26 protein-coding genes and 1 pseudogene are annotated in these 25,178 nt (G+C 68.7%); 17 read left to right on the forward strand and 10 right to left on the reverse strand.

Annotation, left to right across the window (positions count from 1 at the left end; all coding sequences use genetic code 11):
* Positions 1-120: 120 nt before the first annotated feature.
* From pdhA to P1K88_RS01300, 3 genes are all read left to right on the forward strand, one after another.
* Positions 121-1,227 (forward strand): pyruvate dehydrogenase (acetyl-transferring) E1 component subunit alpha, encoded by a 1,107-nt coding sequence (gene pdhA / locus P1K88_RS01290; protein ID WP_276414102.1) that lies wholly within the window; start codon positions 121-123, stop codon positions 1,225-1,227.
* The gene (locus P1K88_RS01295; RefSeq protein WP_276411930.1) at positions 1,224-2,213 is read left to right on the forward strand and encodes an alpha-ketoacid dehydrogenase subunit beta; all 990 of its coding nucleotides are present in this window, start codon (positions 1,224-1,226) and stop codon (positions 2,211-2,213) included. The genes pdhA and P1K88_RS01295 overlap by 4 nt, the downstream gene beginning before the upstream one ends.
* 70 nt (positions 2,214-2,283) lie before the next feature.
* Positions 2,284-3,765 (forward strand): 2-oxo acid dehydrogenase subunit E2, encoded by a 1,482-nt coding sequence (locus P1K88_RS01300; RefSeq protein WP_276411932.1) that lies wholly within the window; start codon positions 2,284-2,286, stop codon positions 3,763-3,765.
* Positions 3,766-3,768: 3 nt separating this feature from the next.
* Here the strand turns inward: P1K88_RS01300 and P1K88_RS01305 are convergent, their stop codons facing one another.
* Entirely contained in the window at positions 3,769-4,641 is an 873-nt protein-coding gene (locus P1K88_RS01305) for a CheF family chemotaxis protein (RefSeq protein ID WP_276411934.1), read from the reverse strand.
* A 110-nt stretch (positions 4,642-4,751) separates the two neighbouring features.
* Here P1K88_RS01305 and lpdA point away from each other — a divergent pair, with 110 nt between their 5' ends.
* The 7 genes from lpdA (at position 4,752) to P1K88_RS01340 (ending at position 10,100) form a co-directional block, all read left to right on the forward strand.
* Positions 4,752-6,170 carry a dihydrolipoyl dehydrogenase gene (lpdA, locus tag P1K88_RS01310; RefSeq protein WP_276411935.1) on the forward strand — a complete coding sequence of 473 codons (1,419 nt, stop codon included), beginning with the start codon at positions 4,752-4,754 and terminating at the stop codon, positions 6,168-6,170.
* A gap of 70 nt (positions 6,171-6,240) precedes the next feature.
* Positions 6,241-6,864, forward strand: a complete 624-nt coding sequence (locus tag P1K88_RS01315; protein ID WP_276411937.1) for a hypothetical protein — start codon at positions 6,241-6,243, stop codon at positions 6,862-6,864.
* 45 nt (positions 6,865-6,909) lie between these two features.
* Positions 6,910-7,749 (forward strand): aldo/keto reductase, encoded by an 840-nt coding sequence (locus P1K88_RS01320; RefSeq protein WP_276411938.1) that lies wholly within the window; start codon positions 6,910-6,912, stop codon positions 7,747-7,749.
* A gap of 40 nt (positions 7,750-7,789) precedes the next feature.
* Positions 7,790-8,269, forward strand: a complete 480-nt coding sequence (locus P1K88_RS01325) for a hypothetical protein (protein WP_276411939.1) — start codon at positions 7,790-7,792, stop codon at positions 8,267-8,269.
* Between the two features lie 57 nt (positions 8,270-8,326).
* On the forward strand, positions 8,327-9,142 hold the full coding sequence (pheA, locus tag P1K88_RS01330; RefSeq protein ID WP_276411940.1) for a prephenate dehydratase: 816 nt from the start codon (positions 8,327-8,329) through the stop codon (positions 9,140-9,142).
* A gap of 92 nt (positions 9,143-9,234) precedes the next feature.
* Complete coding sequence (locus P1K88_RS01335; RefSeq protein WP_276411942.1) at positions 9,235-9,639, forward strand: Hsp20/alpha crystallin family protein; 405 nt, start codon at positions 9,235-9,237, stop codon at positions 9,637-9,639.
* Between the two features lie 2 nt (positions 9,640-9,641).
* Positions 9,642-10,100: a peroxiredoxin gene (locus P1K88_RS01340; protein ID WP_276411944.1), complete on the forward strand. Its 459-nt coding sequence runs from the start codon at positions 9,642-9,644 to the stop codon at positions 10,098-10,100.
* Here the strand turns inward: P1K88_RS01340 and leuS are convergent, their stop codons facing one another.
* Entirely contained in the window at positions 10,101-12,800 is a 2,700-nt protein-coding gene (gene leuS, locus P1K88_RS01345) for a leucine--tRNA ligase (protein ID WP_276411946.1), read from the reverse strand.
* Positions 12,801-12,952: 152 nt separating this feature from the next.
* Between leuS and P1K88_RS01350 the strand changes: the two genes are divergently transcribed.
* The gene (locus tag P1K88_RS01350) at positions 12,953-13,162 is read left to right on the forward strand and encodes a DUF7535 family protein (RefSeq protein ID WP_276411947.1); all 210 of its coding nucleotides are present in this window, start codon (positions 12,953-12,955) and stop codon (positions 13,160-13,162) included.
* Here P1K88_RS01350 and P1K88_RS01355 read toward each other — a convergent pair.
* Positions 13,159-14,154, reverse strand: a complete 996-nt coding sequence (locus P1K88_RS01355; protein WP_276411949.1) for an ornithine cyclodeaminase family protein — start codon at positions 14,152-14,154, stop codon at positions 13,159-13,161. The two genes, P1K88_RS01350 and P1K88_RS01355, sit on opposite strands and share 4 nt — an antisense overlap.
* A gap of 76 nt (positions 14,155-14,230) precedes the next feature.
* On the opposite strand from P1K88_RS01355, the gene P1K88_RS01360 reads away from it, so the two are divergent.
* Positions 14,231-15,076: a hypothetical protein gene (locus tag P1K88_RS01360; protein ID WP_276411950.1), complete on the forward strand. Its 846-nt coding sequence runs from the start codon at positions 14,231-14,233 to the stop codon at positions 15,074-15,076.
* Positions 15,077-15,284: 208 nt separating this feature from the next.
* Positions 15,285-15,533 carry a HalOD1 output domain-containing protein gene (locus P1K88_RS01365; RefSeq protein WP_276411952.1) on the forward strand — a complete coding sequence of 83 codons (249 nt, stop codon included), beginning with the start codon at positions 15,285-15,287 and terminating at the stop codon, positions 15,531-15,533.
* A 293-nt stretch (positions 15,534-15,826) separates the two neighbouring features.
* Here P1K88_RS01365 and thsA read toward each other — a convergent pair whose 3' ends face one another.
* A complete protein-coding gene (thsA, locus tag P1K88_RS01370; protein WP_276414103.1) occupies positions 15,827-17,512 on the reverse strand; it encodes a thermosome subunit alpha in 1,686 nt (561 codons plus the stop codon).
* Between the two features lie 220 nt (positions 17,513-17,732).
* Here thsA and P1K88_RS01375 point away from each other — a divergent pair, with 220 nt between their 5' ends.
* A complete protein-coding gene (locus P1K88_RS01375; protein ID WP_276411954.1) occupies positions 17,733-17,894 on the forward strand; it encodes a hypothetical protein in 162 nt (53 codons plus the stop codon).
* Positions 17,895-17,921: 27 nt separating this feature from the next.
* On the opposite strand, the gene P1K88_RS01380 is transcribed toward P1K88_RS01375, so the two are convergent.
* On the reverse strand, positions 17,922-18,917 hold the full coding sequence (locus P1K88_RS01380; RefSeq protein WP_336407604.1) for an ATP-binding protein: 996 nt from the start codon (positions 18,915-18,917) through the stop codon (positions 17,922-17,924).
* A 184-nt stretch (positions 18,918-19,101) separates the two neighbouring features.
* Between P1K88_RS01380 and P1K88_RS01385 the strand changes: the two are divergent.
* Positions 19,102-20,034 (forward strand): annotated as a pseudogene (locus P1K88_RS01385) (RNA-guided endonuclease InsQ/TnpB family protein); the annotation flags it as partial.
* A gap of 271 nt (positions 20,035-20,305) precedes the next feature.
* Here P1K88_RS01385 and P1K88_RS01390 read toward each other — a convergent pair.
* The 4 genes from P1K88_RS01390 to eif1A all read right to left on the reverse strand — a co-directional run bounded on the left by P1K88_RS01390 (position 20,306) and on the right by eif1A (position 23,786).
* Positions 20,306-20,854, reverse strand: coding sequence for a KH domain-containing protein (locus tag P1K88_RS01390; RefSeq protein ID WP_276411957.1), 549 nt, complete (start codon positions 20,852-20,854; stop codon positions 20,306-20,308).
* 91 nt (positions 20,855-20,945) lie between these two features.
* A complete protein-coding gene (locus P1K88_RS01395; protein ID WP_276411958.1) occupies positions 20,946-22,478 on the reverse strand; it encodes an HTTM domain-containing protein in 1,533 nt (510 codons plus the stop codon).
* Positions 22,479-22,516: 38 nt separating this feature from the next.
* A complete protein-coding gene (rio1, locus tag P1K88_RS01400) occupies positions 22,517-23,455 on the reverse strand; it encodes a serine/threonine-protein kinase Rio1 (protein WP_276411960.1) in 939 nt (312 codons plus the stop codon).
* Between the two features lie 43 nt (positions 23,456-23,498).
* On the reverse strand, positions 23,499-23,786 hold the full coding sequence (eif1A, locus tag P1K88_RS01405) for a translation initiation factor eIF-1A (RefSeq protein ID WP_276275659.1): 288 nt from the start codon (positions 23,784-23,786) through the stop codon (positions 23,499-23,501).
* Between the two features lie 158 nt (positions 23,787-23,944).
* Here eif1A and P1K88_RS01410 point away from each other — a divergent pair, with 158 nt between their 5' ends.
* Both P1K88_RS01410 and P1K88_RS01415 read left to right on the forward strand, forming a co-directional pair.
* On the forward strand, positions 23,945-24,358 hold the full coding sequence (locus tag P1K88_RS01410; RefSeq protein ID WP_276411964.1) for an SCP2 sterol-binding domain-containing protein: 414 nt from the start codon (positions 23,945-23,947) through the stop codon (positions 24,356-24,358).
* Between the two features lie 47 nt (positions 24,359-24,405).
* Positions 24,406-24,645, forward strand: a complete 240-nt coding sequence (locus tag P1K88_RS01415; RefSeq protein ID WP_276411965.1) for a DUF7470 family protein — start codon at positions 24,406-24,408, stop codon at positions 24,643-24,645.
* Between the two features lie 92 nt (positions 24,646-24,737).
* Here P1K88_RS01415 and P1K88_RS01420 read toward each other — a convergent pair whose 3' ends face one another.
* Positions 24,738-25,169 (reverse strand): universal stress protein, encoded by a 432-nt coding sequence (locus tag P1K88_RS01420; protein ID WP_276411966.1) that lies wholly within the window; start codon positions 25,167-25,169, stop codon positions 24,738-24,740.
* Between the last annotated feature and the right edge of the window lie 9 nt (positions 25,170-25,178).

The following is a 25,178-nucleotide window of genomic DNA, read 5'->3' on the forward strand; positions in this document are numbered from 1 at the left end:
GCGCCAGCCGACGTTCCCACGTGGGCAGTGTCGACGTCGGGCGACACCGCGGCCCGCGAAAGCCCTAAGCGTGGTGCCCGTGAACTAGTCCCACATGTCACCCCGAGGCAGGTGGTCCCGCTGAGCGTGCTCCAGCGCGACCCCACGGACCAGGTACAGATTCTCGACGAGGAGGGGAAGGTCCGGGATGGCGCGACGGTGCCGGACCTCTCTGACGACGACCTGGTGACTGTCTACCGGCAGCTGAAACTGGGGCGTCACTTCGACCAGCGGGCGGTGAGCCTCCAGCGCCAGGGCCGGATGGGGACCTACCCGCCGATGGCCGGCCAGGAGGCCTCCCAGGTGGGCAGCGCCACCGCCCTGGCCGACGGGGACTGGGTGTTCCCGAGCTACCGCGAACACCTCGCGCTGGCAGTCCGGGGCTGGGACCTCTCGGACACCCTGCTGTACTGGATGGGCAACGAGCGAGGGAACGCCCCGCCGGAGGGGGTCCACGTCTTCTCGCTGGCGGTACCCATCGGGACCCAGATACCCCACGCCACCGGCGCGGCGTGGGCGGCGAAGCTCCGCGGCGACGACACCGTCGTGCTGACGTACTTCGGCGACGGCGCGACCAGCGAGGGGGACTTCCACGAGGGGCTGAACTTCGCCGGCGTCTTCGACGTGCCGGCGGTCTTCTTCTGTAACAACAACCAGTGGGCCATCTCGATGCCCCGCGAGCGCCAGACCGCAAGCGAGACGCTGGCCCAGAAGGCGACGGCCTACGGCTTCGACGGCGTCCAGGTCGACGGGATGGACCCCCTCGCGGTGTATCAGGTGACCCGCGAGGCAGTCGAGAAGGCCCGCGACCCACCCGACGGGCAGTTGCGTCCGACGATGATCGAGGCCGTGCAGTACCGCTTTGGCGCCCACACCACCGCCGACGACCCCTCGGTGTACCGTGACGAGGCGGAGGTCGAGCGCTGGAAGCGCAAGGACCCCATCCCGCGGGTGGAGCAGTTCCTCCGGGACCGGGGTCTGCTCGACGACGAAGGGGTCGCCAGCATCGACGAATCGGTCAAAGAGGAGGTTGCCGAGGCCATCGACACCGCCGAGTCGACCGAGCGACCCGCCCCGGAGGAGATGTTCGCGGACGTCTACGCCGAGATGCCCCAGCGTCTCGAGGCCCAGCTCGAGTACCTCCGGGACCTGCGTGACCGCCACGGCGACGCGGAGGTGCTTGAATGAGCGCGCAGACCCAGAACCTCACGCTCGTCCAGGCGGTCCGGGACGGCCTCTACGGCGAACTGGAGCGCGACGAGGACGTGCTCGTGCTGGGCGAGGACGTCGGCCGCAACGGCGGCGTCTTCCGGGCGACCCAGGGCCTCTACGAGGAGTTCGGCGAGGACCGCGTCGTCGACACGCCGCTCGCGGAGGGCGGCATCGTCGGCACCGCCATCGGGATGGCCGCCTACGGCCTGCGGCCGGTCCCCGAGATACAGTTCTCCGGGTTCATGTACCCGGCGTTCGACCAGCTCGTGAGTCACGCCGCCCGTCTGCGCACCCGAAGTCGGGGGCGCTACACCTGCCCGCTGACCGTTCGAGCCCCCTACGGCGGCGGCATCCGCGCCCCGGAGCACCACTCCGAGTCCAAGGAGGCGTTCTACGTCCACGAGCCCGGCCTGAAGGTCGTCGTGCCCTCGACGCCTCGCGAGACCAAGGGCCTGCTCGCGGCGTCCATCCGCGACCCGGACCCCGTCGTCTTCCTCGAACCGAAACTCATCTACCGGGCGTTCCGGGAGGAGGTCCCCGACGAGTCCTACACGGTCGAGCTCGGCGAGGCGAACGTCCGCCGGGAGGGCAGCGACGTCTCGGCGTTCACCTGGGGCGCGATGACCCGGCCGACGGAGGAGGCCGCCGAGTCGCTGGCCGAGGAGGGCATCGACGTCGAAGTCGTGGACCTGCGGACGCTCTCGCCGATGGACACGGACGCAATCGTCGAGTCGTTCAAGAAGACCGGGCGGGCCGTCGTCGTCCACGAGGCGCCCAGGACAGGGGGGCTCGCGGGCGAGATCATCGCGACCATCCAGGAGGAGGTCCTGCTGTATCAGGAAGCGCCCATCACACGGGTCACGGGCTTCGACGTGCCCTACCCGCTGTATGCCCTGGAGGACTACTACCTCCCCGAAGCGGCCCGCATCGAGGACGGCATCCGCGAGGCCGTCGAGTTCTGAGCGGGGCCCGAACGCCTGGGCGGGTCGGGCGACGAGTATCTTTACCACGGTCCGGCGAGCAGTGTCCCCCATGTTCGAGTTCAAACTCCCCGACCTCGGCGAGGGCGTCGCCGAGGGCGAGGTGCTCGAGTGGCACGTCGCGCCGGGTGACCGCGTCGGCGAAGACGACCTGCTGGCCGAGGTCGAGACGGACAAGGCCGCCGTCGACGTGCCCTCGCCGGTCGAGGGCGTCGTCCGCGAGCTCCACGCCGACCCGGGCGACGTCGTCGCCGTCGGCGACGTCATCGTCACCATCGACGAGGACGGGGGGACAGAGGCGACGAGCGAGGGGGACAAAGCGCCCGACGAGACGGCCGTAAGTGGGGCCGAGGGTGGCGACGGCGAGCGCGGCGGCCGGGTCTTCGCCGCGCCGAGCGTCCGCCGACTGGCCCGCGAGAAGGCGGTCGACATCGCTGACGTCGAGGGGACGGGCCCCGGCGGCAGGGTCACGGAAGCCGACGTGGAGGCGGCCGCCGACGCCGGGGGGCCGACGTCGGTGGTCTCGCGCGTCGACGAGGACGCCGGCGGGGACGAGCGCGACGAGGGGCCCGCGGTGAAGTCAGCCGTCCGGCGCGTGTCGGACGACGAGGACGCGCCGCGCGACGGCGAGCGCCGCGACCGGACGCTTGCCACGCCGGCGACCCGCCGACTCGCCCGGGAGCTGGGCGTCGACATCGACAGGGTACCGACGGACCAGACCCGCGACGGCGAACCGTACGTCGACCAGCCGACGGTCCGGGCGTTCGCCGAGGCCGGGTCGGCCGAAGGCGGGGTCGAGGCGGCGGCCGCCGCGGAGTCGGCCGCGGCCGGCGAGAAACCCGAGCGCCGCGAACCCTACCGCGGCGTCCGTCGCACCATCGGCGAGCAGATGGCCCGCTCCCGGCGGGAGGTCCCCCACGCGACCCACCACGACCGGGTCGAGGTGTCCGGCCTGGTCGAGGCCCACGAGCGCCTCGAACCGCTCGCCGAGGAGCGGGACGTCCGCCTGACCTACACCCCGTTCGTCCTGAAGTGCGTCGCCGCCGCGCTGACGGAACACCCGGTCCTCAACACGGAACTGGACACCGGGGCCGAGGAGATCGTCTACAAGGACTACTACGACGTCGGCGTGGCGACGGCGACGGACCACGGCCTGCTGGTGCCCGTCGTCGAGGGCGTCGACGAGAAGGGGCTCCTGGAGCTGGCACGCGAAGTGACCGACCTCGTCGCACGCGCTCGCTCGCGTGACCTGGCCCGCGAGGAGATGCAGGGCGGGACGTTCACCGTGACGAACTTCGGTGCCATCGGCGGCGAGTACGCCGACCCCGTCATCAACGTCCCGGAGACGGCCATCCTCGGCATCGGCGCGCTGAAAGAGCGCCCGGTCGCCGAGGACGGCGAGGTGGTCGCCCGGCCGACGCTGCCGCTCTCGCTCGCTATCGACCACCGCGTCGTCGACGGTGCGGACGCCGCACAGTTCGTCAACACGCTCAAGACCTACCTGGCCGACCCGACGCGGCTCCTCCTGGAGTAGCGCCTACGCGTTCACCCGCTCTAAGTAGTGGGTGACCACGATCTGTCCCCGGGCGGTGAGCACGGGGCCGCCGTCCTTCGACTCGATGAGCCCCTTCTCGTGGAGCGAGTGCAGCAGGCGCTTGACCTGGTTCGGTTCGGTGTCGAGGACGTTCGCGAGCGAGACGTCCATGTCGCCGGTCGAGTAGATAGTCGCCAGCGCCTCCGTCTCGGCCTCCGAGAGGGACAGCTGCGAGAGCGAGTCGATCACGCGCTGGTAGACCCGACGGATGTACCGCCCGAGCAGCGAGAGCTTGCGGTTGGAGTCGACGGCCGCGAGCGTCGTCAGCGCCGTCCCGTCGTCCATGTGGCTGACGACCAGCACCGGGCGTCGCTGTCCGTCGACGGCCCGTTCCTCCCGGTTGAAGTCGATGACCGAGTCCAGCGGAATCGTCACCGGCCCCTCGTCGGTGTCGAACTCGACGGCGCCGGTCTGCAGCGTGAGCAGGCCGCCCTTGAATCCGGCGTCGGTGACCCGCCCCCCGACCTTCGCCGGGTGCTTGAGCGTCACGTCCGCCCCGTTGAGCATCGCCTTGTACAGCACCGTCACGAACTTCTCGATGGCGTCCTCGCCGGCGGCGACAGCGACGGCCAGCCGCTTGTCACGCTCCCGGTAGGCGACGGTGACCGGTTTGCCCGGCATCGGGTCGAAGAAGTTCGGGGTGGTGCCGACCGAGACGTCGAACACCGAGTCCAGCGGGACGCGCAGGGTATCGTCCTCGCCGGCCGCCAGGACGAGCTGGCCCTTGCCGAGCAGGATCCGTCCCTCGACCGGTCCGTCCCAGTCCGTCGTCTCGGCGGCGAACGTCCCCGTGAAGTCGGCGAGCACCGATGACATGTGGCGGTCAGATAGTTCACCTGACGGGCGCGGATGTATTGAGCTTTCGTTTCACGGCGCGAGCCGTGAAGCGATACAAGAGTTAAACCGCCCCCGTCCGGACAGGTGGTATGGTCGTCGGAGACGTCACGACGGGGACGGAACTGCTCGTAATCGGGGGCGGCCCGGGCGGGTACGTCGCCGCGATACGGGGCGCACAGCGCGGACTTGACACCACGCTCGTCGAGAAGAGCGACGTCGGCGGGACCTGTCTGAACCACGGCTGTATCCCCTCGAAGGCGCTCGTCTCGGCGGCCGACGTCGCCCACGACGCCAGACAGGCCGAGGACATGGGGGTGTTCGCGGACCCGGCCGTCGACATGGCCGGCATGACCGCGTGGAAGGACGGCGTCGTCACCCGCCTGACCAGGGGCGTCGAGTCGCTGTGTGAGAACGCCGGTGTGAACCTCGTCTCGGGGACCGCCTCGTTCGTCGACGAGGAGACGGTCCGGGTCGCCCACGGCGGCGAGGGGCAGGGTTCGGAGTCGATCGCCTTCGAGCAATGCGTCGTCGCGACGGGGAGCCGGCCGGTCCAGATACCCGGGTTCTCGTTCGCCGACGACCCAATCCTCGCCTCGCGGGACGCACTGGCCCTGGAGTCGGTGCCAGACGACCTGGTCGTCGTCGGTGCGGGCTACATCGGGATGGAGCTCTCGACGGTGTTTGCCAAGCTGGGTGCGTCGGTCACCGTCGTCGAGGTGCTCGAGGACGTGCTGCCGGGCTACGAGGACGACGTCTCGCGCGTCGTCCGCGAGCGCGCCGAGTCGCTGGGCGTCGACTTCCGCTTCGGTGAGGCCGCCCGCGACTGGGAGGCGACCGACGACGGCATCCGCGTCCAGACGACCGACGAGAACGACGACGTCGTCGAGTACGACGCCGAGACGTGCCTGGTCGCGGTCGGTCGCGAACCGGTCACCGACACGCTCGACCTGGACGCCATCGGCCTCGAACCCGACGACGACGGCTTCCTCCGGACCGACGAGCAGGCCCGGACCGACGTCGAGGGTATCTTCGCCGTGGGCGACGTCGCCGGCGAGCCGATGCTGGCCCACAAGGGCATGGCCGAGGGGGAGGTCGCCGCCGAGGTGGCCGCCGGCGACCCCGCCGCGCTCGACCACCAGGCCATCCCCGCGGCGGTGTTCACCGACCCCGAGATCGGCACCGTGGGCCTGACCGCGGCCGAGGCCGAGGCCGAGGGATTCGACCCGGTCGTCGGCCGGATGGCCATGCGAGCCAATGGTCGCGCGCTCACGCTCGACGAGAAGGAGGGGTTCGTCCGCATCGTCGCCGACGCCGACACGGAGTTCGTCCTGGGCGCCCAGATCGTCGGGCCCGAGGCCTCGGAACTCGTGGCGGAGGTCGGCCTGGCCATCGAGATGGGCGCGCGACTCGAAGACGTCGCCGGGACGGTCCACACGCACCCGACGCTCTCGGAGGCCGTCCACGAGGCCGCCCTGGCCGCACGCGGCGAGCCAATCCACACCCGGTGAGCGACGGGCGGCCGATATCAGCAGAAAAGTTATAATCGATGTTGGGTAACGGGAGGCTAGTGTCGGTACGATGGCTCCCCAAGACCACCTCCCGGACGACCGGATTGCACAGTCGGTGCTCTCCGGATCGGCATACGAGCGCGTCCGGTACCAGCGATACGCCTTCTTCAGGCAGTCGGTACCCCGGACGCTGACCGCCCAGAGCGGCATCCTGGCGCTGCTCGCGCTCACACTCCCGATGTACGGCCTCTACCCCGAGAGCGCGGCGGCACTCCTCCCGGCGACCGACCCGGGCGTCGCCTCGCCGAAGGCCATCCTGCTCGCCGTGTTCGGCGGCGGGATGCTCCTGCTGAGCGCCGCGTTGCTGGTCGGCGCCGGCCTCTACCGGGCCCGGTACTCGCCGCTGACAGAGTCCCAGGCACACAGCGTCATCGACGTGGAGGACTTCGCCAGGTACGTCGGCCTCGGGACCGGCGCGCTCGCCGTCGTCCTCTCGGTCGCCATCTTCGCCGTCGGCCTCGGCGGCGGCGGAGCCGTCGGCGCCTACCTCGAGGTGACGGGCCGGAACCCGTTCGTCGACTCCGGGACGGGCGTCTCGGTCCAGGCGGTCGCGCTCGCGGCCTTCGTCGCCAGCGTCCTGCTCTTCTTCGTGGGGCGCTACCTCTCGGTGCTGCTTGCGGTCACGGCGCGGTGACCCGACCCACGCACCTATAGGACACGCGGCCGTCATCTGACGAACATGGTCTCGAACCGGAGCGGTACCTTCGACATCGGCGGCGACCTCACGGTCAGGCGACTCGGCTTCGGCGCGATGCGCATCACCGGCGACGGCATCATCGGTGAGCCGGACGACGTCGCGAACGCCCGCGCCGTCCTGGAACGGGCGGTCGAACTGGGCGTCGACTTCATCGACACCGCCGACTCCTACGGCCCCGGCGTCTCCGAGCGTCTCATCGGCGAGACGCTCGACACCGAGCGGGAGGACCTCGTCGTCGCCACGAAGGGCGGCCTGTTGCGCAACACCGACACGGACTGGCTCCCCCACGGCGACCCGGACTACCTGCGCAACGCCCAGCTGTGCTCGCGCGACCGCCTGCGGATGGACCCCATCGACCTCTACCAGTTCCACCGCCCCGACCCCGACACCCCCTTCGAGGACTCGGTCCACGCGCTCGCGGAGTTGAAAGACGAGGGGCTGGTCCGTCACGTCGGCCTCTCGAACGTCTCGGTCGACCAGCTGGAGCGGGCCCGTGACATCGTCGAGGTCGCGACCGTCCAGAACCGATACAACATCACCGACCGGGACAGCGAGGCGGTGCTGGAGGCCTGCGAGTCCTACGACGTCGGCTTCATCCCGTGGTTCCCCCTCGGGGCCGGCAGCGTCGACGAGGTCGAGGGCATCGACGCGGTGGCCCAGCGCCACGACGCCACGCGCCACCAGATCGCGCTGGCGTGGTTGCTCGAACACTCGGACGTGACGCTGCCGATTCCCGGCACCGCGGACATAGCGCACCTCGAACAGAACGTCGCGGCGACCGAGATCGACCTCAGCGACGCGGACGTGGCGCAACTGCGCTAAGCGAGACGGCGGTCCACCACAAGAAGGTTACCGCGCCGTCGTGACGGTCGGCGTACAGATGGCCCGCCCGTTCCGGCGCGAACGTCCCCTCCAGACCGCGAAACTCGCCGGGGTAGTGGTCACGCTCGGGTACGCTGTCGGCGTCTATCTCGGCATCGTGTCGTCCGGGAGCATCACGAGCCTTATCGTCGTGCCGCTTCTCGGACTCGGCCTCGTGCTCGCCGTCGTCGCCGAGTCGCTTCTCGCTGGTCACAGACTGGTCCGCGACGAGACCACGGTCGGCGACCGCCTCTCGGCCCGGCCGTTGTACACCGCCGTCCGTGCCGTCGAGGCGCTGAGCGTCGTGCTGGCGGTGGCGTTCTTCGGAGCCCTCGTCGTCTGGATTCCGTCGGGTCCGATGGCCGGTCCGGGCGCTATCGGGGTCTTTTTCGTCGTCCTGGGTCTCGGCCTCCTCGTCGTCGTCGGGACGCTCTGCCGGACGCTGGCGGAGTACTACTTCTACCGACGAGCGAGCACGTAGGCGGTTTCCCGACGAGCGACCGGGGTTCTTTTCATGTCGAGCGGTCTACCGGCTGGTATGACGACCATCACGCTGGGCCCGTCCGGGACCTACTCCCATCGGGCCGCACAGGCGCTCGGCGACGAGGACATCGAGTTCGCCGAGTCGATGACCGCCATCGTCGAGGCCGTCGCCGAGGGCGAGGCGGACCACGGCGTCGTCCCGGTCGAGAACAGCATCGAGGGCTCCGTGACCGAGTCGCTGGACGCCTTCGCGACCTACGACGTCGCCGTCGTCAGGGAGATCATCACGCCCATCCGTCACGCGCTGCTGGCCCAGGGCGAGGAGTTCGACCTCATCGCCAGTCACGCCCAGGCGCTGGCCCAGTGCCGGGGCTGGCTGGAGGAACACTACCCGGACGTCGACGTCGAGGCCGTCGCCTCCACCGCCCGCGGCGTCGAGCGCGCCCGCGAGGACGCGTCGGTGGCGGCCATCGGCCACCCCGCCAACGCCACGAACGGGGCCGAGCTCGAACTGCTGGCCGAGGACATCCAGGACAAGTCCTCGAACGCGACCCGGTTCCTGGCCGTCGCGCCCGCCAGCGAGCGCTCCCGGGCCGGCGGCAAGACCTCGTTCATCGTCTACCCCAACGACGACCACCCCGGCCTCCTGCTGGAACTGCTCAGGCCCTTCGCCGACCGGGACATCAACCTCACGCGACTGGAGTCGCGCCCGAGCGGGGAGCGCCTGGGCGATTACCTCTTCCACATCGACATCGCGGCGGGGCTCTACGAGGAGCGCACCCAGGCGGCCCTCGAGGACATCGAGGCCCTCGCCGAGAACGGGTGGGTCCGCCGGCTGGGCTCGTACGACTCACAGACGGTGTTGGACTGACCGGCCCGCGGACGGTCTGCCGAGAGAGCCGCCGGCCGGCGAACCTGACAGTCCGTTCTAGAGTTAAGTCCACGGGCGACGTACGCGTGGCCATGAGCGACAGCGACCCACTCGGCGAGCTCGAACGAGCGCTCGACCTTATCAACGACCAGTTCGGGACCGGCCTGGCGGGCGTGCCGACGGACGTCGTCGACGAGGGCGAGGCGTTCGTCGTCCACGCCGACCTCCCGGGCTACGCGAAAGACGACATCGAGGTCCAGCTCGCCGACGAACGGAAGCTCACCGTCAGCGCGACGGCGAGCGAGGACCGCGAGACCGGGGCGGGCACCTACGTCCAGCGCGAGCGCAGCCGACAGTCGGCCAGCCGGACGGTGGTCCTCCCGGAACCCGTCGACGAGTCGGCGACCAGCGCCGCCTACGAGGACGGCGTGCTGACGGTCCGGCTGACCAAGGCGACCCGGACCGACGACGGGGGGACCGATATCCCGGTGAACTGACGATGGTACTCCATCCCGGGACGGCGGTCCCGACGATACGTGCACGCAACCAGCGGGGCGAGTCGGTCCGCCCTGACTTCCGGACGCCCACCGTGCTGTACTTCTACCCGAAGGACGACACCCCGGGCTGTACGACCGAGGCGACCCAGTTCAACGAGCGCTACGAGCGCTACGCCGAGGCCGGCGTCGAGGTGTACGGCGTCTCGACTGACACCGTCGACGACCACCGCGAGTTCGCTCAGGCACAGGACCTCTCGTTTGACCTGCTTGCGGACCCCGACGGCAACCTCGCCGCGGCGTTCGACGTCGACCTCGTCGACGGGCGCGCCCGGCGGACGACGTTCGTCATCGCCCGGGGGCAGGTCGTCGGCGTCTACGAGGGCGTCCGGGCGGCGGGGCACGCCACGGAGGTCCTTCGTGACCTCCAGGACGCCGGCCTGATTCAGCTGCGCGAGCCGTAATCAGGCCTCGATGTCGATGCCCGGGCGACCGGGCGCGGCCTTCTTCACCAGGTCGTCGTCGGCCGCCTCGGCCGACTGGACGACCACCTCGGCGTCGAACTCGCGCTCGACGAGCCAGGTGGCCCGCCGGAGCGCCGCCAGCTCGCCGGCCGGGTCCAGGTGCTCGTCCAGCGACTGGGCGCGACCCGCGATCTCCTTCGCGAAGTCGGCGGCCGCCTCGCCGTGCTGGCGCAGGTCCTCGTCCTGCATGACGGTGCCGACGACGTTGCCGTCGGCGTCCCTGGCGAGTTCGACCACGCGGTGCTTCCACTGCGGGGCGACGGCGAGCGTGATGCGCTGGGGGTCCTCGATGCCGACGGTGTCGACGATGTCCCGGACGTCCTCGCGGGTGTTCTCGACCAGGCGCCGGCCGACGTCGTAGTCGGCGGGCACCTCGCCGTCGGGCCAGTCGGCCTCCGCCAGCAGACCGTCGTTGCCCAGCAGGTCCCACACCTCTTCGGCGACGTGGGGAGCGACCGGCGCGAGGAGTTTCGCGGCGACGCGAATCCCGCGTTCGAGGGTCTCGGCGTCCGGCGTGGTCGCGTCCTGGTAGCGCCGCAGCAGCGACACCAGTTCGCGCAGCGCCTGCATGGCGTGGTTGAACCGGAACTGCTCGTACTCCTCGCTCGCTCGCGCGGCTGTCGCGTCGATCTCGCGGGCGACGTAGGCCGCGATGTCCGCGCGCTCGTCGTCGTCGCTCCCGGCGTCGCTACTCGTCTCTATGTCGCCCTCGACGTAGGCTTCGGCCAGCGTGTAGACGTTCTGGAGGAACGAGTGGGCCGCCTGGACCTCCTCGGCACTCCAGGCCAGTTCCTTCTCCGGCTGGGCGGCCTCCATGATGAACAGGCGGGCGGTGTCGGCCCCGTACTCGTCGACGATGCGCTGGGGCGAGACGCCGTTGCCGCGGCTCTTGGACATCTTGTGACCGTCCTCGCCCAGCACCATCCCCTGGTTCGTGAGGTTCGAGAAGGGCTCGCGGATCCCGGAGAGCAGGTCGATGTCGTCGAGCACCTTCGTGAAAAAGCGGGCGTAGAGCAGGTGCATCACGGCGTGCTCGATGCCGCCGACGTACTGGTCGACGGGCATCCAGTCGGAGGCCCGCTCGGTGTCGAACGGGGCGTCCGCGAGGTCCGGCGAGGTGTAGCGCAGGAAGTACCACGAGGAGTCGACGAACGTGTCCATCGTGTCCGTCTCGCGCTCGGCGGGTTCGCCACAGTCCGGACACTCGGTCTGCTTCCACGCCTCGGCCGCATCGAGGGGATTGCCCGTCGTGTGGATGAACTCCGGCAGTTCGACGGGCAGGTCCTCGTCGGGAACCGGGACGTAGCCACACTCCTCGCAGTGGACCATCGGGATCGGCGTCCCCCAGTAGCGCTGGCGGGAGATGCCCCAGTCGCGCAGGTTGTACTCGGTGCGGTGCTCGCCGTCGAACGCCTCGACGAAGCGGTCCCGAGCCTCCTCGCTGTGGAGACCGTCGAACTCGCCGCTGTTGACGAGCAGGCCATCCTCAGGGTAGGCGGCCTCCTGGACGTCGACGTCCTCGGCGTCGACGTCGGCGTCCTCGGTGGGTTCGACGACCTGTACGATGTCGATGTCGTGGTGCTCGGCGAACTCGTGGTCGCGCTCGTCGTGGGCCGGTACGGCGTAGAGTGCGCCCGTGCCCACGTCGGTCAGGACGTAGTCGGCGACGTAGACCGGAATCTCCTCGCCCGTCGCGGGGTTGACGGCGTACTCGCCGGTGAACACGCCCGAGGTGACGTCCAGGTCGTCCTCGTCGGCGTGCTCGGCCATGTGGATGTACTCCGCGACGTCCTCGTTGTCCTCGGCGATTTCCTGGGCGACGGGATGACCGGGAGCCAGCGAGAAGAAGGTGGCCCCGTAGATGGTGTCCAGGCGGGTCGTGAAGATGTCCACGTCGCCGTAGCCGGGGATCTCGAAGGCGACGCTGGCGCCCTCCTGCTTGCCGATCCAGTTGCGCTGCATCTCCCGGACGTTGTTGGGCCAGCCCTCCAGATTCTCGAGCGCCTCGAGCAACTCCTCGGCGTAGTCGGTGATGGTGAGGAACCACTGGTCCATCTCGCGGTGCTCGATGGGGGAGTCACACCGCCAGCACAGTTCGGCCTCGCCTTCGACCTGCTCGTCGGCCAGGACGGTCTCGCAGGAGGGACACCAGTTCAGCTCCGAGGCCTGGCGCTCGACCAGGCCGGCCTCGCGGAACTGCGTGAACAGCCACTGGTTCCAGCGGTAGTACTCGGGTTCGCAGGTGGTCACCTCCCGCTCCCAGTCGTAGCCAAAGCCCATGTCGGTCAGCTGTGCCTTCATCGAGTCGATACACTGCATGGTCCACTCGCGGGGGTTGGTGTCCCGCTCCTCGGCAGCGTTCTCGGCTGGGAGGCCAAACGAGTCCCACCCCATCGGGTGCAGGACGTTCTCGCCGCGCATCCGCTCGAAGCGAGCGAACGCGTCCGTGATGGTGTAGTTCCGGACGTGTCCCATGTGGAGACTCCCCGAGGTGTACGGGAACATCGCCAGCACGTACTCCGGGTCCTCGGCGTCGTCGTCGATGCGGAACACGTCGGCCTCCTCCCAGGCGGCCTGCCAGGCGGGTTCGATCGCCGAGTGGTCGAACCCACGCTCGCGCTCCTCGCCAGTCGTGGTCATAGTAGTGGGGATTCGGACACCGAGATTGCTATACCTTTCCCTTCACGGGGCCACCGAGCGACGACTGGAGCCACGACCCCGCCGACCCGCTCCCGGCCTGCGTTCGTGACAGCGAAGCTATCCTTATGCGCACAGCGGCCTTACTGACGGGTATGGCCGAAAACGAACCGTCGAACGACTCGATACTCCCGGAGCCGATCCGGTCGGTGACGCCCCTCACCGGAACACGCCCCAACCAGAGTATGGACGTCATCGGGTGGGGGATCTTCCTCGGGCTGGTGCTCCTCCTGGTGCCCCTGCTCCCTTTCATCATCGTCGTCTGGCTCATCTCGAAACTCGTCGAGGCCCTGACGCCGAGCTAGGCCATGTCGGTGCCCACGAGGGAGAAGTCGAGTCCGTCCCCGGCCTCCCGGGCGTTCTCGTAGACGACGTGTGCGGCCGCGACGTCCTGGATGGCCAGCCCCGTCGAGTCAAAGAGCGTGAGAGCGTCCGCGTCCGTTCGGCCGTCGAGGTCGCCGGCGACGATGGCGCCGAGTTCGCCGTAGACGTCGTCGTCGGTGAGGCGCCCCTCGCTCCAGGGGACGTTGATCTCGCCGGAGTGGGTACACTGCTCGTAGTCGTCGATGACGAGCTTGGCGTCGAGCAATGTCCGGTCGTCGTGTTCGTGCTTGCCCGCGGCGTCGGCGCCGATGGCGTTGACGTGGGTGTGCGCGCCCAGCCACTCGCGGTCGACGATCGGCGACTCGACGGGCGTTATCGTCGAGAGGACGTCACAGCCCGCGGCGTCCTCGATGCTGCCCGCGCGCACGTCGAACTGGTCGGCGAAGTGGTCGACGAACGCCTGCTGTTTCTCGTCGCTCCGGTCGGCGACGACGACCTCGCGGATGTCCCTGACGGCGGCGATGGCCGCCAGTTGCGTGTACGACTGGACGCCCGCCCCGACGAGGCCGAGCGACGTCGCGTCCGGAACCGCCAGGTGGTCGGTGGCGACGGCGGCGGCCGCGCCGGTCCGCACCCTCGTGAGGACGGTGCCGTCCATCACCGAAAGCGGGAACGCCGTCTCGGGGTCCGAGTAGATGAGCGTCCCGAGCACCGTCGGCAGGTCGTGGTCGCTGGGGTTGTCCGTGTGGACGTTGACCCACTTGACCGCCGCGGCGTCCCACCCGTCGGCGTTCACGTAGGCCGGCATCGACCGGAAGTCGCCGTTGTACTGTGGCAGGTCGATGTAGGACTTGGCCGGCATGATGGTGTGTCCGCGCGCGTCTGCCGCGAACGCGGCCTCGACGGCGTCGACGACCGCTGGCAGGTCGGCGTGTGCTTCGACCGCGTCGGGACCGAGCAACAGCGTCTGCATACTCGACGGTGGGTCGTCGGCCCACTTATACCCCACTCGCCAGTGGCGTTTTATCGCGCCGGGTCGTGCGCTCCGTATGGACGCGGGCGTCCCGACCGCCGTACTCGCGCTCTGCCTGGTCACGGCCGGGTGCACCGGGTTCGTCGGGAGCGACCCGGCCGCGTCGGAGACAGTCACGCCTGCACCGGTGCCGGAATCGCCGCCGACGGCCGTCGCCCCCGGCCTCTCCGAGGAAAGGGTGCGCGACGTGGACGCCCTCGTGCGGGCCCACGTCGCTGGCCTCTCGAACACCTCCTACACCGTCGAGCACCGCCGGACGGTCGACGACGCGACGGGGGCGCGACGCGTCGACCAGACCACCCGCGCCGAGATCAGCGCCCAGTACCGGTCGTACACGGCGGTCCGGACCATCACGGGCCCGGCGGTCACCGACCAGGTGATCCGGGCCCACTCGGAGGACCGCCGCGCCATCCAGTGGATACTTGGCGACGGGACCAACAGCAGCAGAATCGTCGCCGACGGACGCGGTATCGGCGCGCCGCCGCGACCACCCCGCGAAGCGCTGTTCTTCGAGCCGACCTACCACTCGCGCATCAGGGCGCTCTTTCTCGGGGCGAACGTGACCGCCGTCGTCCCGGTCCACACCGGCGACGCCGAGACACGCGGGACGCGCGTCGTCTGGGTCCACGCGAGCAGCGCGGCCGACCGGTCGCAGTTCCCGGTCGCCGCTGCCGACCGGGTCGGCGACGTCAGCTTCACCGCCACGGTGACGCCGTCTGGCGTCGTCCGGTCGTACGACCTCCAGTACACCGTCGTCCGCAACGAAACCACGCTCCGGGTGACGGAGTCGCTTCGCTACACAGACCTCGGCGCCACGACCGTCGACACGGACGCCGTGGGTCCTGACGGGGCGACCGGGTGAGCGCGACGGGTCGCCCGGCCGTCGTGTAATTCAGACAATCTTTTTGCCCCCGCGAGTGGTAGGCGGTACCGCGGTTGCGGGGCGACCGAGCGCGGCAGTCACCGGCGGCAGTGACACAGGCCACCCCAGCGCGACCTGCACCCGCGGCAGGGGGCCTCCCGGAATCGCCACGATGGCTGTCGGGCGACGCCAGGGAGCAGTGACACTGATGACAAACACCGATACGCCGGACCGAGCGCAGTCGACGAGCGAACAGGTAGTCAGGGCGGTTGCAGACCACCGGGGCGTCGACCCCGGCAGCCTCGAGCAGTCGCTGTACAGCGTCATCAACCCGGACGCCCTCGATGCGCTCTTCGCTCACACCACGGGAGAGTCCGGCGTGCGGCGCCTCCAGTTCCAGTACCTCGAACACGAGGTCACCGTCGAGGGCGACGGCACCGTCACGGTGACCGACTGACGGCGGCGCCGTCGCTGGGGTCGGTCGGTCACAGCGTCGGGTTCGAGCGCGGACGCCGTCGAAATAAGAGGGAGAACGTCAGTGAGCGTTCGGTGCGGCGGTCGACGGGGAAGGCTGGCATCCGCGGCCGGAGGCCGTGGTTCTCGGAATCGCCGCGGGCGAGGTCGCAGGGCGACCTCGAACGCGAACGGCAAGGCCGTGAGCACGGCGATTCCGCCTTTTTCCCCAAGTTTTTACGCGGGGGTCGAGCGCTCGCCGGAGGCGGGCGCGAGGCCCTCGCGTAAAAAGTGGGTCTACATCATGCCGCCCATGCCGCCGCCCATACCGCCCATGCCGCCACCCATGCCGCCGCCCATGCCGCCGGGGCCGCCGGGTGCGCCGCCTTCGTCGTCGTCGTCGTCGCCCTGGCCACCCTTGAGGTCGCCCGCGGCGATGACGTCGTCGATGCGCAGGATCATGACGGCCGCCTCGGTGGCGGACTCGATGGCCTGGGTCTTGACGCGCAGCGGTTCGACGACGCCGTCTTCCTCCATGTCGACGACTTCGCCGGTGTAGGCGTCGAGGCCGGAGGTGACGGCACCGCCGTCGTGCTTGCTGCGCAGGTCGACCAGCGAGTCGATGGGATCGTGACCCGCGTTCTCGGCGAGGGTACGCGGGATGACGTCGATGGCGTCGGCGAAGGCCTCGACGGCGAGCTGCTCGCGCCCACCGACGGAGTCGGCGTAGTCACGCAGGCCCAGCGCGAGCTGGGTCTCGGGGGCACCGCCGCCGGGCAGGACCTTGCCGTCCTCCAGCGTGGCGGCGACGACGCCGAGCGAGTCCTCGATGGCGCGCTCGACCTCGTCGACGACGTGTTCGGTGCCGCCACGGAGGATCATCGTGACGGCCTTGGCGTCCTCGACGTCCTCGACGAAGATGCGCTCGTCGCCCGCGATGTCCTTCTGGGCGACGGAGCCGGCGAAGCCGAGGTCGTCGGCCTCGACGTCCTTGATGTTCGAGATGATGCGGGCGCCAGTCGAGCGCGAGAGGGCCTCGAGCTCGGACTTCTTGGCGCGGCGCACGGCCAGGATACCCTCCTGAGCGAGGTAGTGCTGGGCCATGTCGTCGATGCCCTTCTGGCAGAAGACGACGTCGGCGCCGGCGTCGACGAGGTAGTCGACGTACTCCTTGAGCTGTTGCTCCTCCTGGTCGAGGAACTGCTGGAGCTGGTCGGGGTCGGTGACGTTGACCTCGGTGTCCAGCTCGGTCTCGGGGACCTCGATCGGCGTGTCCAGCAGGGCGATGTTGGCGTCCTCGACGGCGAAGGGCATGTTGTCGTGGACGCGTTCCTTGTCCACGATGACCCCCTCGACGAGTTCGGACTCGTCGGTGGCGCCGCCGACGACGGTCTCGATCTGGATGTTGTCGGTGTCGACGGTGCCGTCGTCGTCGGCGACAGACTGGACCGCGCGCACGACGAGCTCGGAGAGGACGTCCTTGGAGGACTCGGCGCCCTTGCCGGTCATCGCGGTGCCGGCGACCTTCTCGAGCGTCTGGGTGTCCTCGGGGTCGACGTCGATGGCGTTCTCCTCGAGGATCTCCTTTGCCTTCTCGGCGGCCTGGCGGTACCCCTGGGCCAGGATGGTGGCGTGGATGTCCTGGTCCAGCAGTTCCTCGGCCTTCGAGAGCAGTTCACCGGCGATGACGACGGCCGTCGTCGTGCCGTCCCCGACCTCGTCCTCCTGGGTCTGGGCGACCTCGACGATCATGTTGGCCGCCGGGTGCTCGATGTCCATCTCATCGAGGATGGTGACGCCGTCGTTCGTGACGACGACGGACCCGGAGTTGTCGACGAGCATCTTGTCCATGCCCTTCGGCCCGAGCGTGGTCCGGACGGCCTCCGCGACGGCCGTCCCGGCAGTGATGTTCATCGACTGTGCGTCTTTCCCGGATGTCCGCTGGGACTCCTCGGAAAGTACGATCATGGGCTGGTTGCCCATCTGCTGTTGAGCCATAGTCAAGACGATGATTGAATGTGATTCTATATAACTGTTTTGGTGCCGGCCGACGTATCGTCGGGCAGTCCCCCACTCGCCGGGGTGTGACAGTAGATACCGTGGTGGGTTTAAATACACGCTCTCGCCGCCTGCAAGCGGGTAAGCGTGAACTATCGGGCGGCTTTGTATTCCGTCCGGCCGAACTCCCACCGGGAGGACACCGATGGGCGTCCTCGAGAGCATCTCCGACCTGTTCGGGACCGAATCGGCCGAGAAGTACCGCTGTGACGACTGCGGCGCGGTATGCAAAGTCGAGGCCGGATCGGACGACCCGACCTGTGGACAGTGTGGGTCGACGGCGGTCGAGTTCGTCAACCGCGTCTGAGCGGGCTGACGACGGTTACGCCGGTTTTCAGTACCCCATCCCGAACCGGCGTTCGCGCAACTCGGGTGTGATCTGGATGCGCTCGACCGACTGGCCCGTCCGGTACCAGACGAACGCCGCGCGCGTGAACAGTTCCCGGCAGTCGATGCGGACCTCGCGGGGGTTGCCTTCGGTGTGCTCGTGGATGTCCTCGATGGCCGCCCGGGTGAACAGGTCCGGCGCCTCACCCTGGTAGGGTTCGTCCCGGAAGTACGCGAACGACCGGGCGATGTACTCCGCGATGTCGTCGGGGCTGAACGGGTCGATGTTCTCGTAGTAGCGCAGGCGGGAGTCGAGCGTCCCGCGTATCTCGGCGACCCGTCGCTTGCCCTCGGGGGTCCCGGTCAGGAACAGGCGGACTCCGGCATCCCCGGCCACCTGCAGCGGCGACAGGAGGTCCACCTCGAGGACCTCTATCTCGTCGACGACGAGCAACAGCGTCTTGTCGTCCTGTCGGATGCGGCGCATCACCTCGTGGACGGCCGCCTTGGTGTCGGCGGTGGCCCACGGGATCCCGTTGCGGACCTGCGAGTAGTTCGACGGGTCGATGGAGTAGCCCGCCCCGTACGCCGCCGTCAGCACCGTCCGGTAGAGCTGGCGGGCGGTCGTCTCGCGGGGATTGTCCAGGTGCGTGACGATGAAGTCGTCGTGTTTCGAGAGGTCACGCAGGACGATCTCGCGGAACGCCGACTTCCCGGTCCCGTAGGGGCTCACCAGCCCGATGTGCTGGTCCTGCAGGAGCCAGGAGGTGACCTGGTTCAGCATCTCCGTGTCGTGGCGGACGTAGAGCGGTTCCGGCATGTGGTCGAGTCCCGCCTCCTCGGTGAACGGGAGGTCGGTGACGTCCTCGATGTCGCCCCCGAGCGCCTCGCCGAAGGCGAGCAGCCGCTCTTCGACCTCCTGTAACTGGTCGAGCAGGACGCCCTCGGAGGGTGCTTCCGAGCGCGCTCGCTCGCCGGCACGGACCTCCTCGAGTCGGTCCATCACCTCGTCGACGGTCTGGCCGGCCTCGCCGTCGGTCCCCGCTGGGCCGTCGGAATCGTCAGACACGGTTGTACTCCAGCGTAGTTGACCGCCTGCAGCGTTATATGTTACGGAGAATCAAGGAGAAAGCCCCTCCGAGCCTGTCATAGAAAGCTTCGCACACTCTGCCCGTCCAAGCCTTGGTACGATCACGTTCAAGCAGAAAGGCTTCAAACTCGACACCGAGCACAACCGCGTCCGACTCTCCAAAGGCTCGAACCTCAAAGAGTATTGGTCGGACTTCATCCTCTGCGAGTACCAGACTCGTCCCGATGTTGACCTCTCCACCGTGGAGAACGTCCAACAAGTTCGGGCGGTTTGGACCGGTGTCGAATGGGAGCTACACTTCGTCTGCAAAGTCGAAATCGAAGTGTCAGAGGAACCCGGTAACAAAACCGTTGGTGTTGACCTCGGCATCAACAATTTCGCCGCCCTCGCCTACGAAGACGGGCACAGCGAACTGTACCCGTTGAACTGCTTGAAACAGGATGACTACTACTTCAGCAAACGCATCGCCCAGTGTGACGACTCGACTTCCGAGCAAGCCACGCGGTTGAACCAGAAAAAATCGACTCGCCGCACTCATTACTTCCACGCGCTCTCGAAACACATCGTTCAGCGGTGTGTTGGTGAGGGGATTGGAACCATTGTGGTAGGTGACCTCTCCGGTATCCGTGAGGACGAGGAGAACGATGAGTCGAAGTATTGGGGAAAGCACGGCAACCTCGACCTGCATTCGTGGGCGTTCGACCGCTTCACCGACCTACTCGAATACAAGGCCGAAATGGAAGGTATCACGGTCGAACAAGTGTCCGAGCGGGATACCTCGAAGTCGTGTTCGTGTTGTGGTCGGGAGCGTGACGCGAACCGTGTTGAACGGGGGTTGTACGTCTATGATGAGTGCGACTTGGTAGCGAACGCGGACGTGAACGGTGCTGAGAACATACGACAGAAAGTATCTCCGAGTCTCGCCACGGATGGCGGTGATAGGAGTAACGGCTGGTTGGCACAGCCATCGACGTTCCTGTTCGACAAGGAAACTGGTGCGTTCGCACCTCAAGAAGAGGTCACGTCGTAAACCACAATATCCCAACGGCGGTTGGGAATCCTCGCCCTCTAGGGCGGGGAGGATGTCAAGCCGGTCAGGCCCAGTCTTCGAGGACGACGACGGCGGTGGTCGAGAGCCACTCGCCGTCGGCGTCGGTCCGCAAAATTGCCTTCTCGTCACGTTCCTCGTAGGTCACTTCACTCATCGTATTACACTATATGGGCTGTCCGAAGGAGTTCTCTACACCTACCCAGTTAGGGACGCCCGTGCGGGCGGATGCACTGACAGCGGTGACGCCCGCTCACCCGGTGAACTGGTGGTACTCCAGCTCCTTGTGTTTCATCTCGTTGTGCTTGCGCTCCAGGAACGAGTAGACCGAACCGTGGGGCGCGCCGTCGAGCAGCATCTCGACGGCCTCCCGGACGGCGTCGACCTGTTCGGGGCCGCCGATGATAGAGAGCGTCGACCCGTAGATGACGACGGCCGCGCCGGACAGCTCCTGCATCAGCTCGCGGGTGCGCCCGCCCTCGCCGATGAGTCGACCCTTGTGGCGCCGGAGGTCGTTCTTGTTGCGCGAGGCCGCCTCGATGTCGATGACCTCTAACATCATCATGTCGTCTTCGAGCAGTGCCAGGGCGTCCTCCGGCGCGAACCCGCGGCCGATGGCCTTCACGATGTCCGGCCCCTTCAGCGCCGTCACGGGGTCGCCGACGGACTCGACTTTCACCGACCCGTCCTCGGAGTCGATGTCGAGACGCACCTCCGCTCGCTCCTCGATCTCGCGCATCGTCTCACCGCCCTCGCCGATGAGCACGCCGATGCGGTCCTGCGGAATCTTCACGTGTTGCATAAGTATACGTCTCTGTAGGGCGCTCAGCCTGTTTAAAACTTCGGCGTCGGGACCGGGCGGTGTGGCGTCGGGCGATTTTGGCGGGCGCCGGCTATCGACCGCGCGCTCGGGCCTCACACCGGTGGCCGGCCAGCCGGGCGACGCCCTGCCTGACCGTCCCCGTCTTCGTCGTCCGGAGCGTGACGTACTCGAGCTCGACGCGCTCGACGTCGACGGCGTGGTTCCGGTTCCACCGGCTGCAGTGATACGCCAGGAACAGGCGTCGCTCGTCGCCGTACCCGGGTTCGAGCAGGTTGCTCACGTACTTGCGCCAGCGCTGGTTGGGGTACTGGGCCGCCAGGTCGTCGGCCAGGGCGGGGGGTCGTTCCTCGGTGACCGGCCCGCCGCGGGCGACGTCGACGGTGGTCCCGTTCTCCAGGCGGCCGGGCAGGCGGTACCACCCCGTCTCGCGCAGGGGGTCCGGCGCGAACATCGTCCAGTGCTGGGTCAGCGACGCCGTCTCGCCGTAGGTCTCGAGCGGTTCGGGCACCGTGTCCTGCGGGCCGACGTCGGCCCGGTTCGTCAACACCTGAACGTTGTAGAGGCCGACGAACAGCACCGAGACCACGATGACGACCGCGGCGAGGACCCGGAGCCCCCGGCGCACGCTGTCGAACCGCTCGTGGGGCGCGGCCGTCGGATACAGCCCGCGCGCCAGCGCAGTCGCGCCGGTGGTCCGTAGCCGCGCTCGGCCACGCTCGACCCGGGCGGCCGGAAGCAGGCGGTCCCAGACCGTCGGCGGGAGAAAGAGGAGCAACGTCGTGACGACCACGAGCGGGAACAGGCCCAGGTGCATCGAGAGGGCCATCCCGACGTGCATCGCCACGAACGCCGCCGCGAGCGCGGCCCGCTTCCACCCGGTCAGCAGGACCAGGCCGGGCGAGAAGGTCCACAGCACGTACACCGCGTACCCGAGCGCCGTCGTTACCAGCGGGAGCGTGCTCAGCAGCTCGCCGAACGGCGTCGTGAAGTGGCCCAGCTGGAGGGCGTAGGTCAGGCCGTCGCCCGCCCGCCAGACGACGCCCATGTGCTTGAGCGCGACGTTGGTGCCGTACATGAACACGACCTGGCCGAGCAGCGCGGCGGTCCCCATCGAATGGACCGTCTCGGGCGGGGCCTCGCGGTGGAGGGCGTCGACGGAGAAGCGCGCCCCGAGGGGGACGAACAGCGACCAGAACAGCGACATGCGCAGGAGGGTGTCGCCGCCGTTGAGCACCAGCGGGAAGCGAGCGTGCAGGGAGAGCCAGAGCACCCACGTCAGCAGCGTCGCCAGCCGGGTCCGGTAGCCGACGAGGAAGCAGACGGCCACGAGCGCCTGGAGGGCAAAGAGGGCGGCGAGTGCCGGCCCGTCGCCCACGGCCAGGTGCACCGAGAGCGGGTCGTAGAGGCGAATCGCGGCCGGCCGCGGGAACACCCCGCCGTCGCTGTAGTGTGCCCCCAGGTCACGCGCTCGCAGGAGGACGTCGAGGACGAGCAGCGTCCCGAGAAGGATGCGAAAGACGCCCAGCGCCCGCGCGTCGACGGCGACCCGTTCGCGGATGCCGGCCCGGACCCCCGACGGGAGGTGGCGTCGCCACGTGGCCATACGTGCTGTCGACAGGACCCGGCCTTAGGGCTTTGGCCCTACTCCTCGTCGCGGTCGGCGGGCGTCCCCTGGGGCACCGCGTCGTCGTCGCTGCCCGGCGCGGTGTCCTCGTCGTCCCGCGGCGTGGCGTACTCCCGCACGTACGAGAGAAGGTCCTCGGGCGTGGCGTCGGCGCCCTGCCGGGCGAAGAAGTTCGCGACGTTCCGGCAGTCCCGCTCTAAGAACTCCTCGGCGTTCGGGTGGTAGACGGTCACGGCCTGCCCGAGGTCGATGATGTAGAGCTGGCCCTCGTGGAAGACGATATTGTACTCCGAGAAGTCGCCGTGGACCAGGCCGGCGTCGTAGAGCCGGCGCATGTACTCCTTGACGACCTCGTAGGCGGTCTCGGGGTTCTCGATGTGGACCTCGTTCAGACGCTTGGCCCGGCCCTCCTCTGTCCCCAGATACTCCATCACCAGGACGTTCCGCTCGACGGCGATGGGTTCGGGCGTCCGGACGCCGGCGCGGCGGGCCCGCTTGAGGTTCGAGGACTCCTTGCGGACCCAGGCGGTGACGACCTTCTTCTTGTCCGACCCGATGCCCTCGAATCGGGGGTCGCCGTCGAGGTAGCCCCGCATGTCCTTGAAATCGGAGGCGTTGATGCGGTAGACCTTCACCGCGACCTCGTGGTCGCCCGACAGCGCCGTGTAGACGTTGGCCTCCTTGCCCGTCGAGATGGGGCCGCCGAAGGCGTCGATGTGGCCGTCCTGGACCAGCTTGTAGAGCGCGCCGTAGGTGGCGTCGTCGAAGACGCTGGCCTCGACCTTGAACTGGTCTGCGTCCTTGATGCGCTTGCGGAACTCGCTGAACTCGCGGTCCCGCTTGCGGGCGATGCGGTCGGCCTCCGTGTCGGAGACGTCGAGTTCCTCCCACTCGTCACCCGGGGCCTCGGCCTCGTCGGTGTCGAGCAGGCCGAAGTCCGCCTCGCTGTCGGTCACGACTCGACCTCCGTCGGCGCGTGGGCGCGGGCCATCAGTGGGGCTACTCCTGGATGTGTCCCTCCTCGCGCAGCTGGTCTGCCTCCTGCTTCTCGTAGCGCCACGTGATGTCTGCCTTCTCGTCCTGCCAGTCCCACGGCTCGACGAGCACCACGTCGTCTTCCCGGATCCAGATGCGCTTCTGCATCTTGCCGGGAATCCGGGCCGTCCGTTCGACGCCGTCCATACAGCGTACCTTCACGCGGTTCGCGCCGAGCATGTCTGTCACGACAGCGAACACCTCGCTGTCGTCGGGCATCCGCAGGTCCTTTCGGCCGTCGTTGTCGCTCATACCAGACAGTTCGACCCCGGGAGGTTTAGTTTCTGCGAGGTTTCCCCGGGCCGAGGGGCCGGCGGCGTCGACCGGCGTTGCTCGCCCGTCGCGGCCCGACAGCGCCGGCCGACAGCGAAGTGGCAAAGCCCAAGGTCCGACCGGCCCACGCCCCGACAATGACGTACACGTTGCCGACCGACGCCGGAGACTGGGTCGCCGCCTGGCGCGAGCGAATCAACGACCGCGAGGCGTTCGCCGCGGCCGCCGAGGGGTTCGACGCCACCTTCTGCTTCGAGATCTACGACGACGGCCGCTACGACGGCGAGCCGATAGTGTTCACCGTCGCCCTCGACGACGGGACGTGTACGGGCGCGCGACTGGCCGACGACGACGCCGACTACGACTTCGCGCTGCGTGGCCCCTACGATGCCTGGGCGGCGCTGCTCCGGGGGGAACTCGACGTCGCCGAGGCCGTGATGGACGGCACCTTCGATATCGAGGGGAACACGATGACCCTGCTGAGTCGCCAGGACGCCGTCGCGGAGATGATCACGGCGGCACAGAACGTCGACACCGAGTTCGCCCACTGAGCGGCAGGACCGGGGGGCTTTTGATGCCACGCCGACCGTTGGAAGACATGTTCGACAAACTCGGCACGGTCGGTCTCGCCGGAGTCGTCGTCCTGCTTGGCGGCATCAGCCTCGTCGCCTGGCAGAACCTGATCCTCGCCGCGGGCCTGGCGCTGGTCGTCGGCGGCGTCGGCCTCATCGTCTACGGCCTCGTCACCAGTCTGCTGGGCGCGTTCGGCCTCGGCGGCATGGGCGGTGGCGGCATGGGTGGCGGCGGCATGGGTGGCGGCGGCATGGGCGGCATGTAAACACGGGACGGGAACGATCCCCGAATCGCGGGGCCCGTCCGTCGCTGGAACCGGACGACGCGACACGAACGCCGTCTCGCTCGCGACGTGACTCACGCGTCGGCCCGGCCGGCCGGGACGGTGTGAACCTCGACCGGCGCCGACCGGACGACGCGTTCGGTGACGCTGCCGACGTGCCGGAACCGGTCGAGGCCGGTCCGGCCGTGGGTCCCCATCACCACCAGGTCGGCTGCGTAGTCGTCGACGGCGTCGAGTATCTCCTCGTGGGGGACGCCCCGGCGGAGGTGCTTCTCGACGGAGACCCCGTGTTCCGTACCGCGATCGCTCGCCGCCTCCAGGGCGGCCGTCGCCTCGCGCTCGGCCGCCTCGACGGGGGCGTCGAACTCGTCGGCCACGAACCGCTCGTCGACGACGTACAGCGCGTGGACCGGCGCGTCGAACCGGCCCGCGAGGGCGAACGCCACGTCGGTCGCTGCGGCGGCACCCTCGCTGCCGTCCGTCGGGAGCAGTACCTGGTCGTACATCGTGTTCCG

The sequence above is a fragment of the Haloarcula halobia genome (assembly GCF_029338255.1).
GTDB classification, from domain to species: Archaea; Halobacteriota; Halobacteria; order Halobacteriales; family Haloarculaceae; genus Haloarcula; species Haloarcula halobia.

Excerpts from the sequence above, each read along its gene's own strand:
- P1K88_RS01295 (WP_276411930.1), top strand. The coding sequence starts at position 1,224 with ATGAGCGCGCAGACCCAGAACCTCACGCTCGTCCAGGCGGTCCGGGAC.
- P1K88_RS01300 (WP_276411932.1), top strand. The coding sequence starts at position 2,284 with ATGTTCGAGTTCAAACTCCCCGACCTCGGCGAGGGCGTCGCCGAGGGC.
- P1K88_RS01305 (WP_276411934.1), bottom strand. The coding sequence starts at position 4,641 with ATGTCATCGGTGCTCGCCGACTTCACGGGGACGTTCGCCGCCGAGACG.
- lpdA (WP_276411935.1), top strand. The coding sequence starts at position 4,752 with ATGGTCGTCGGAGACGTCACGACGGGGACGGAACTGCTCGTAATCGGG.
- P1K88_RS01315 (WP_276411937.1), top strand. The coding sequence starts at position 6,241 with ATGGCTCCCCAAGACCACCTCCCGGACGACCGGATTGCACAGTCGGTG.
- P1K88_RS01320 (WP_276411938.1), top strand. The coding sequence starts at position 6,910 with ATGGTCTCGAACCGGAGCGGTACCTTCGACATCGGCGGCGACCTCACG.
- pheA (WP_276411940.1), top strand. The coding sequence starts at position 8,327 with ATGACGACCATCACGCTGGGCCCGTCCGGGACCTACTCCCATCGGGCC.
- P1K88_RS01335 (WP_276411942.1), top strand. The coding sequence starts at position 9,235 with ATGAGCGACAGCGACCCACTCGGCGAGCTCGAACGAGCGCTCGACCTT.
- P1K88_RS01340 (WP_276411944.1), top strand. The coding sequence starts at position 9,642 with ATGGTACTCCATCCCGGGACGGCGGTCCCGACGATACGTGCACGCAAC.
- leuS (WP_276411946.1), bottom strand. The coding sequence starts at position 12,800 with ATGACCACGACTGGCGAGGAGCGCGAGCGTGGGTTCGACCACTCGGCG.
- P1K88_RS01350 (WP_276411947.1), top strand. The coding sequence starts at position 12,953 with ATGGCCGAAAACGAACCGTCGAACGACTCGATACTCCCGGAGCCGATC.
- P1K88_RS01355 (WP_276411949.1), bottom strand. The coding sequence starts at position 14,154 with ATGCAGACGCTGTTGCTCGGTCCCGACGCGGTCGAAGCACACGCCGAC.
- P1K88_RS01360 (WP_276411950.1), top strand. The coding sequence starts at position 14,231 with ATGGACGCGGGCGTCCCGACCGCCGTACTCGCGCTCTGCCTGGTCACG.
- P1K88_RS01365 (WP_276411952.1), top strand. The coding sequence starts at position 15,285 with ATGACAAACACCGATACGCCGGACCGAGCGCAGTCGACGAGCGAACAG.
- thsA (WP_276414103.1), bottom strand. The coding sequence starts at position 17,512 with ATGGGCAACCAGCCCATGATCGTACTTTCCGAGGAGTCCCAGCGGACA.
- P1K88_RS01375 (WP_276411954.1), top strand. The coding sequence starts at position 17,733 with ATGGGCGTCCTCGAGAGCATCTCCGACCTGTTCGGGACCGAATCGGCC.
- P1K88_RS01380 (WP_336407604.1), bottom strand. The coding sequence starts at position 18,917 with ATGGACCGACTCGAGGAGGTCCGTGCCGGCGAGCGAGCGCGCTCGGAA.
- P1K88_RS01390 (WP_276411957.1), bottom strand. The coding sequence starts at position 20,854 with ATGCAACACGTGAAGATTCCGCAGGACCGCATCGGCGTGCTCATCGGC.
- P1K88_RS01395 (WP_276411958.1), bottom strand. The coding sequence starts at position 22,478 with ATGGCCACGTGGCGACGCCACCTCCCGTCGGGGGTCCGGGCCGGCATC.
- eif1A (WP_276275659.1), bottom strand. The coding sequence starts at position 23,786 with ATGAGCGACAACGACGGCCGAAAGGACCTGCGGATGCCCGACGACAGC.
- P1K88_RS01410 (WP_276411964.1), top strand. The coding sequence starts at position 23,945 with ATGACGTACACGTTGCCGACCGACGCCGGAGACTGGGTCGCCGCCTGG.
- P1K88_RS01415 (WP_276411965.1), top strand. The coding sequence starts at position 24,406 with ATGTTCGACAAACTCGGCACGGTCGGTCTCGCCGGAGTCGTCGTCCTG.
- P1K88_RS01420 (WP_276411966.1), bottom strand. The coding sequence starts at position 25,169 with ATGTACGACCAGGTACTGCTCCCGACGGACGGCAGCGAGGGTGCCGCC.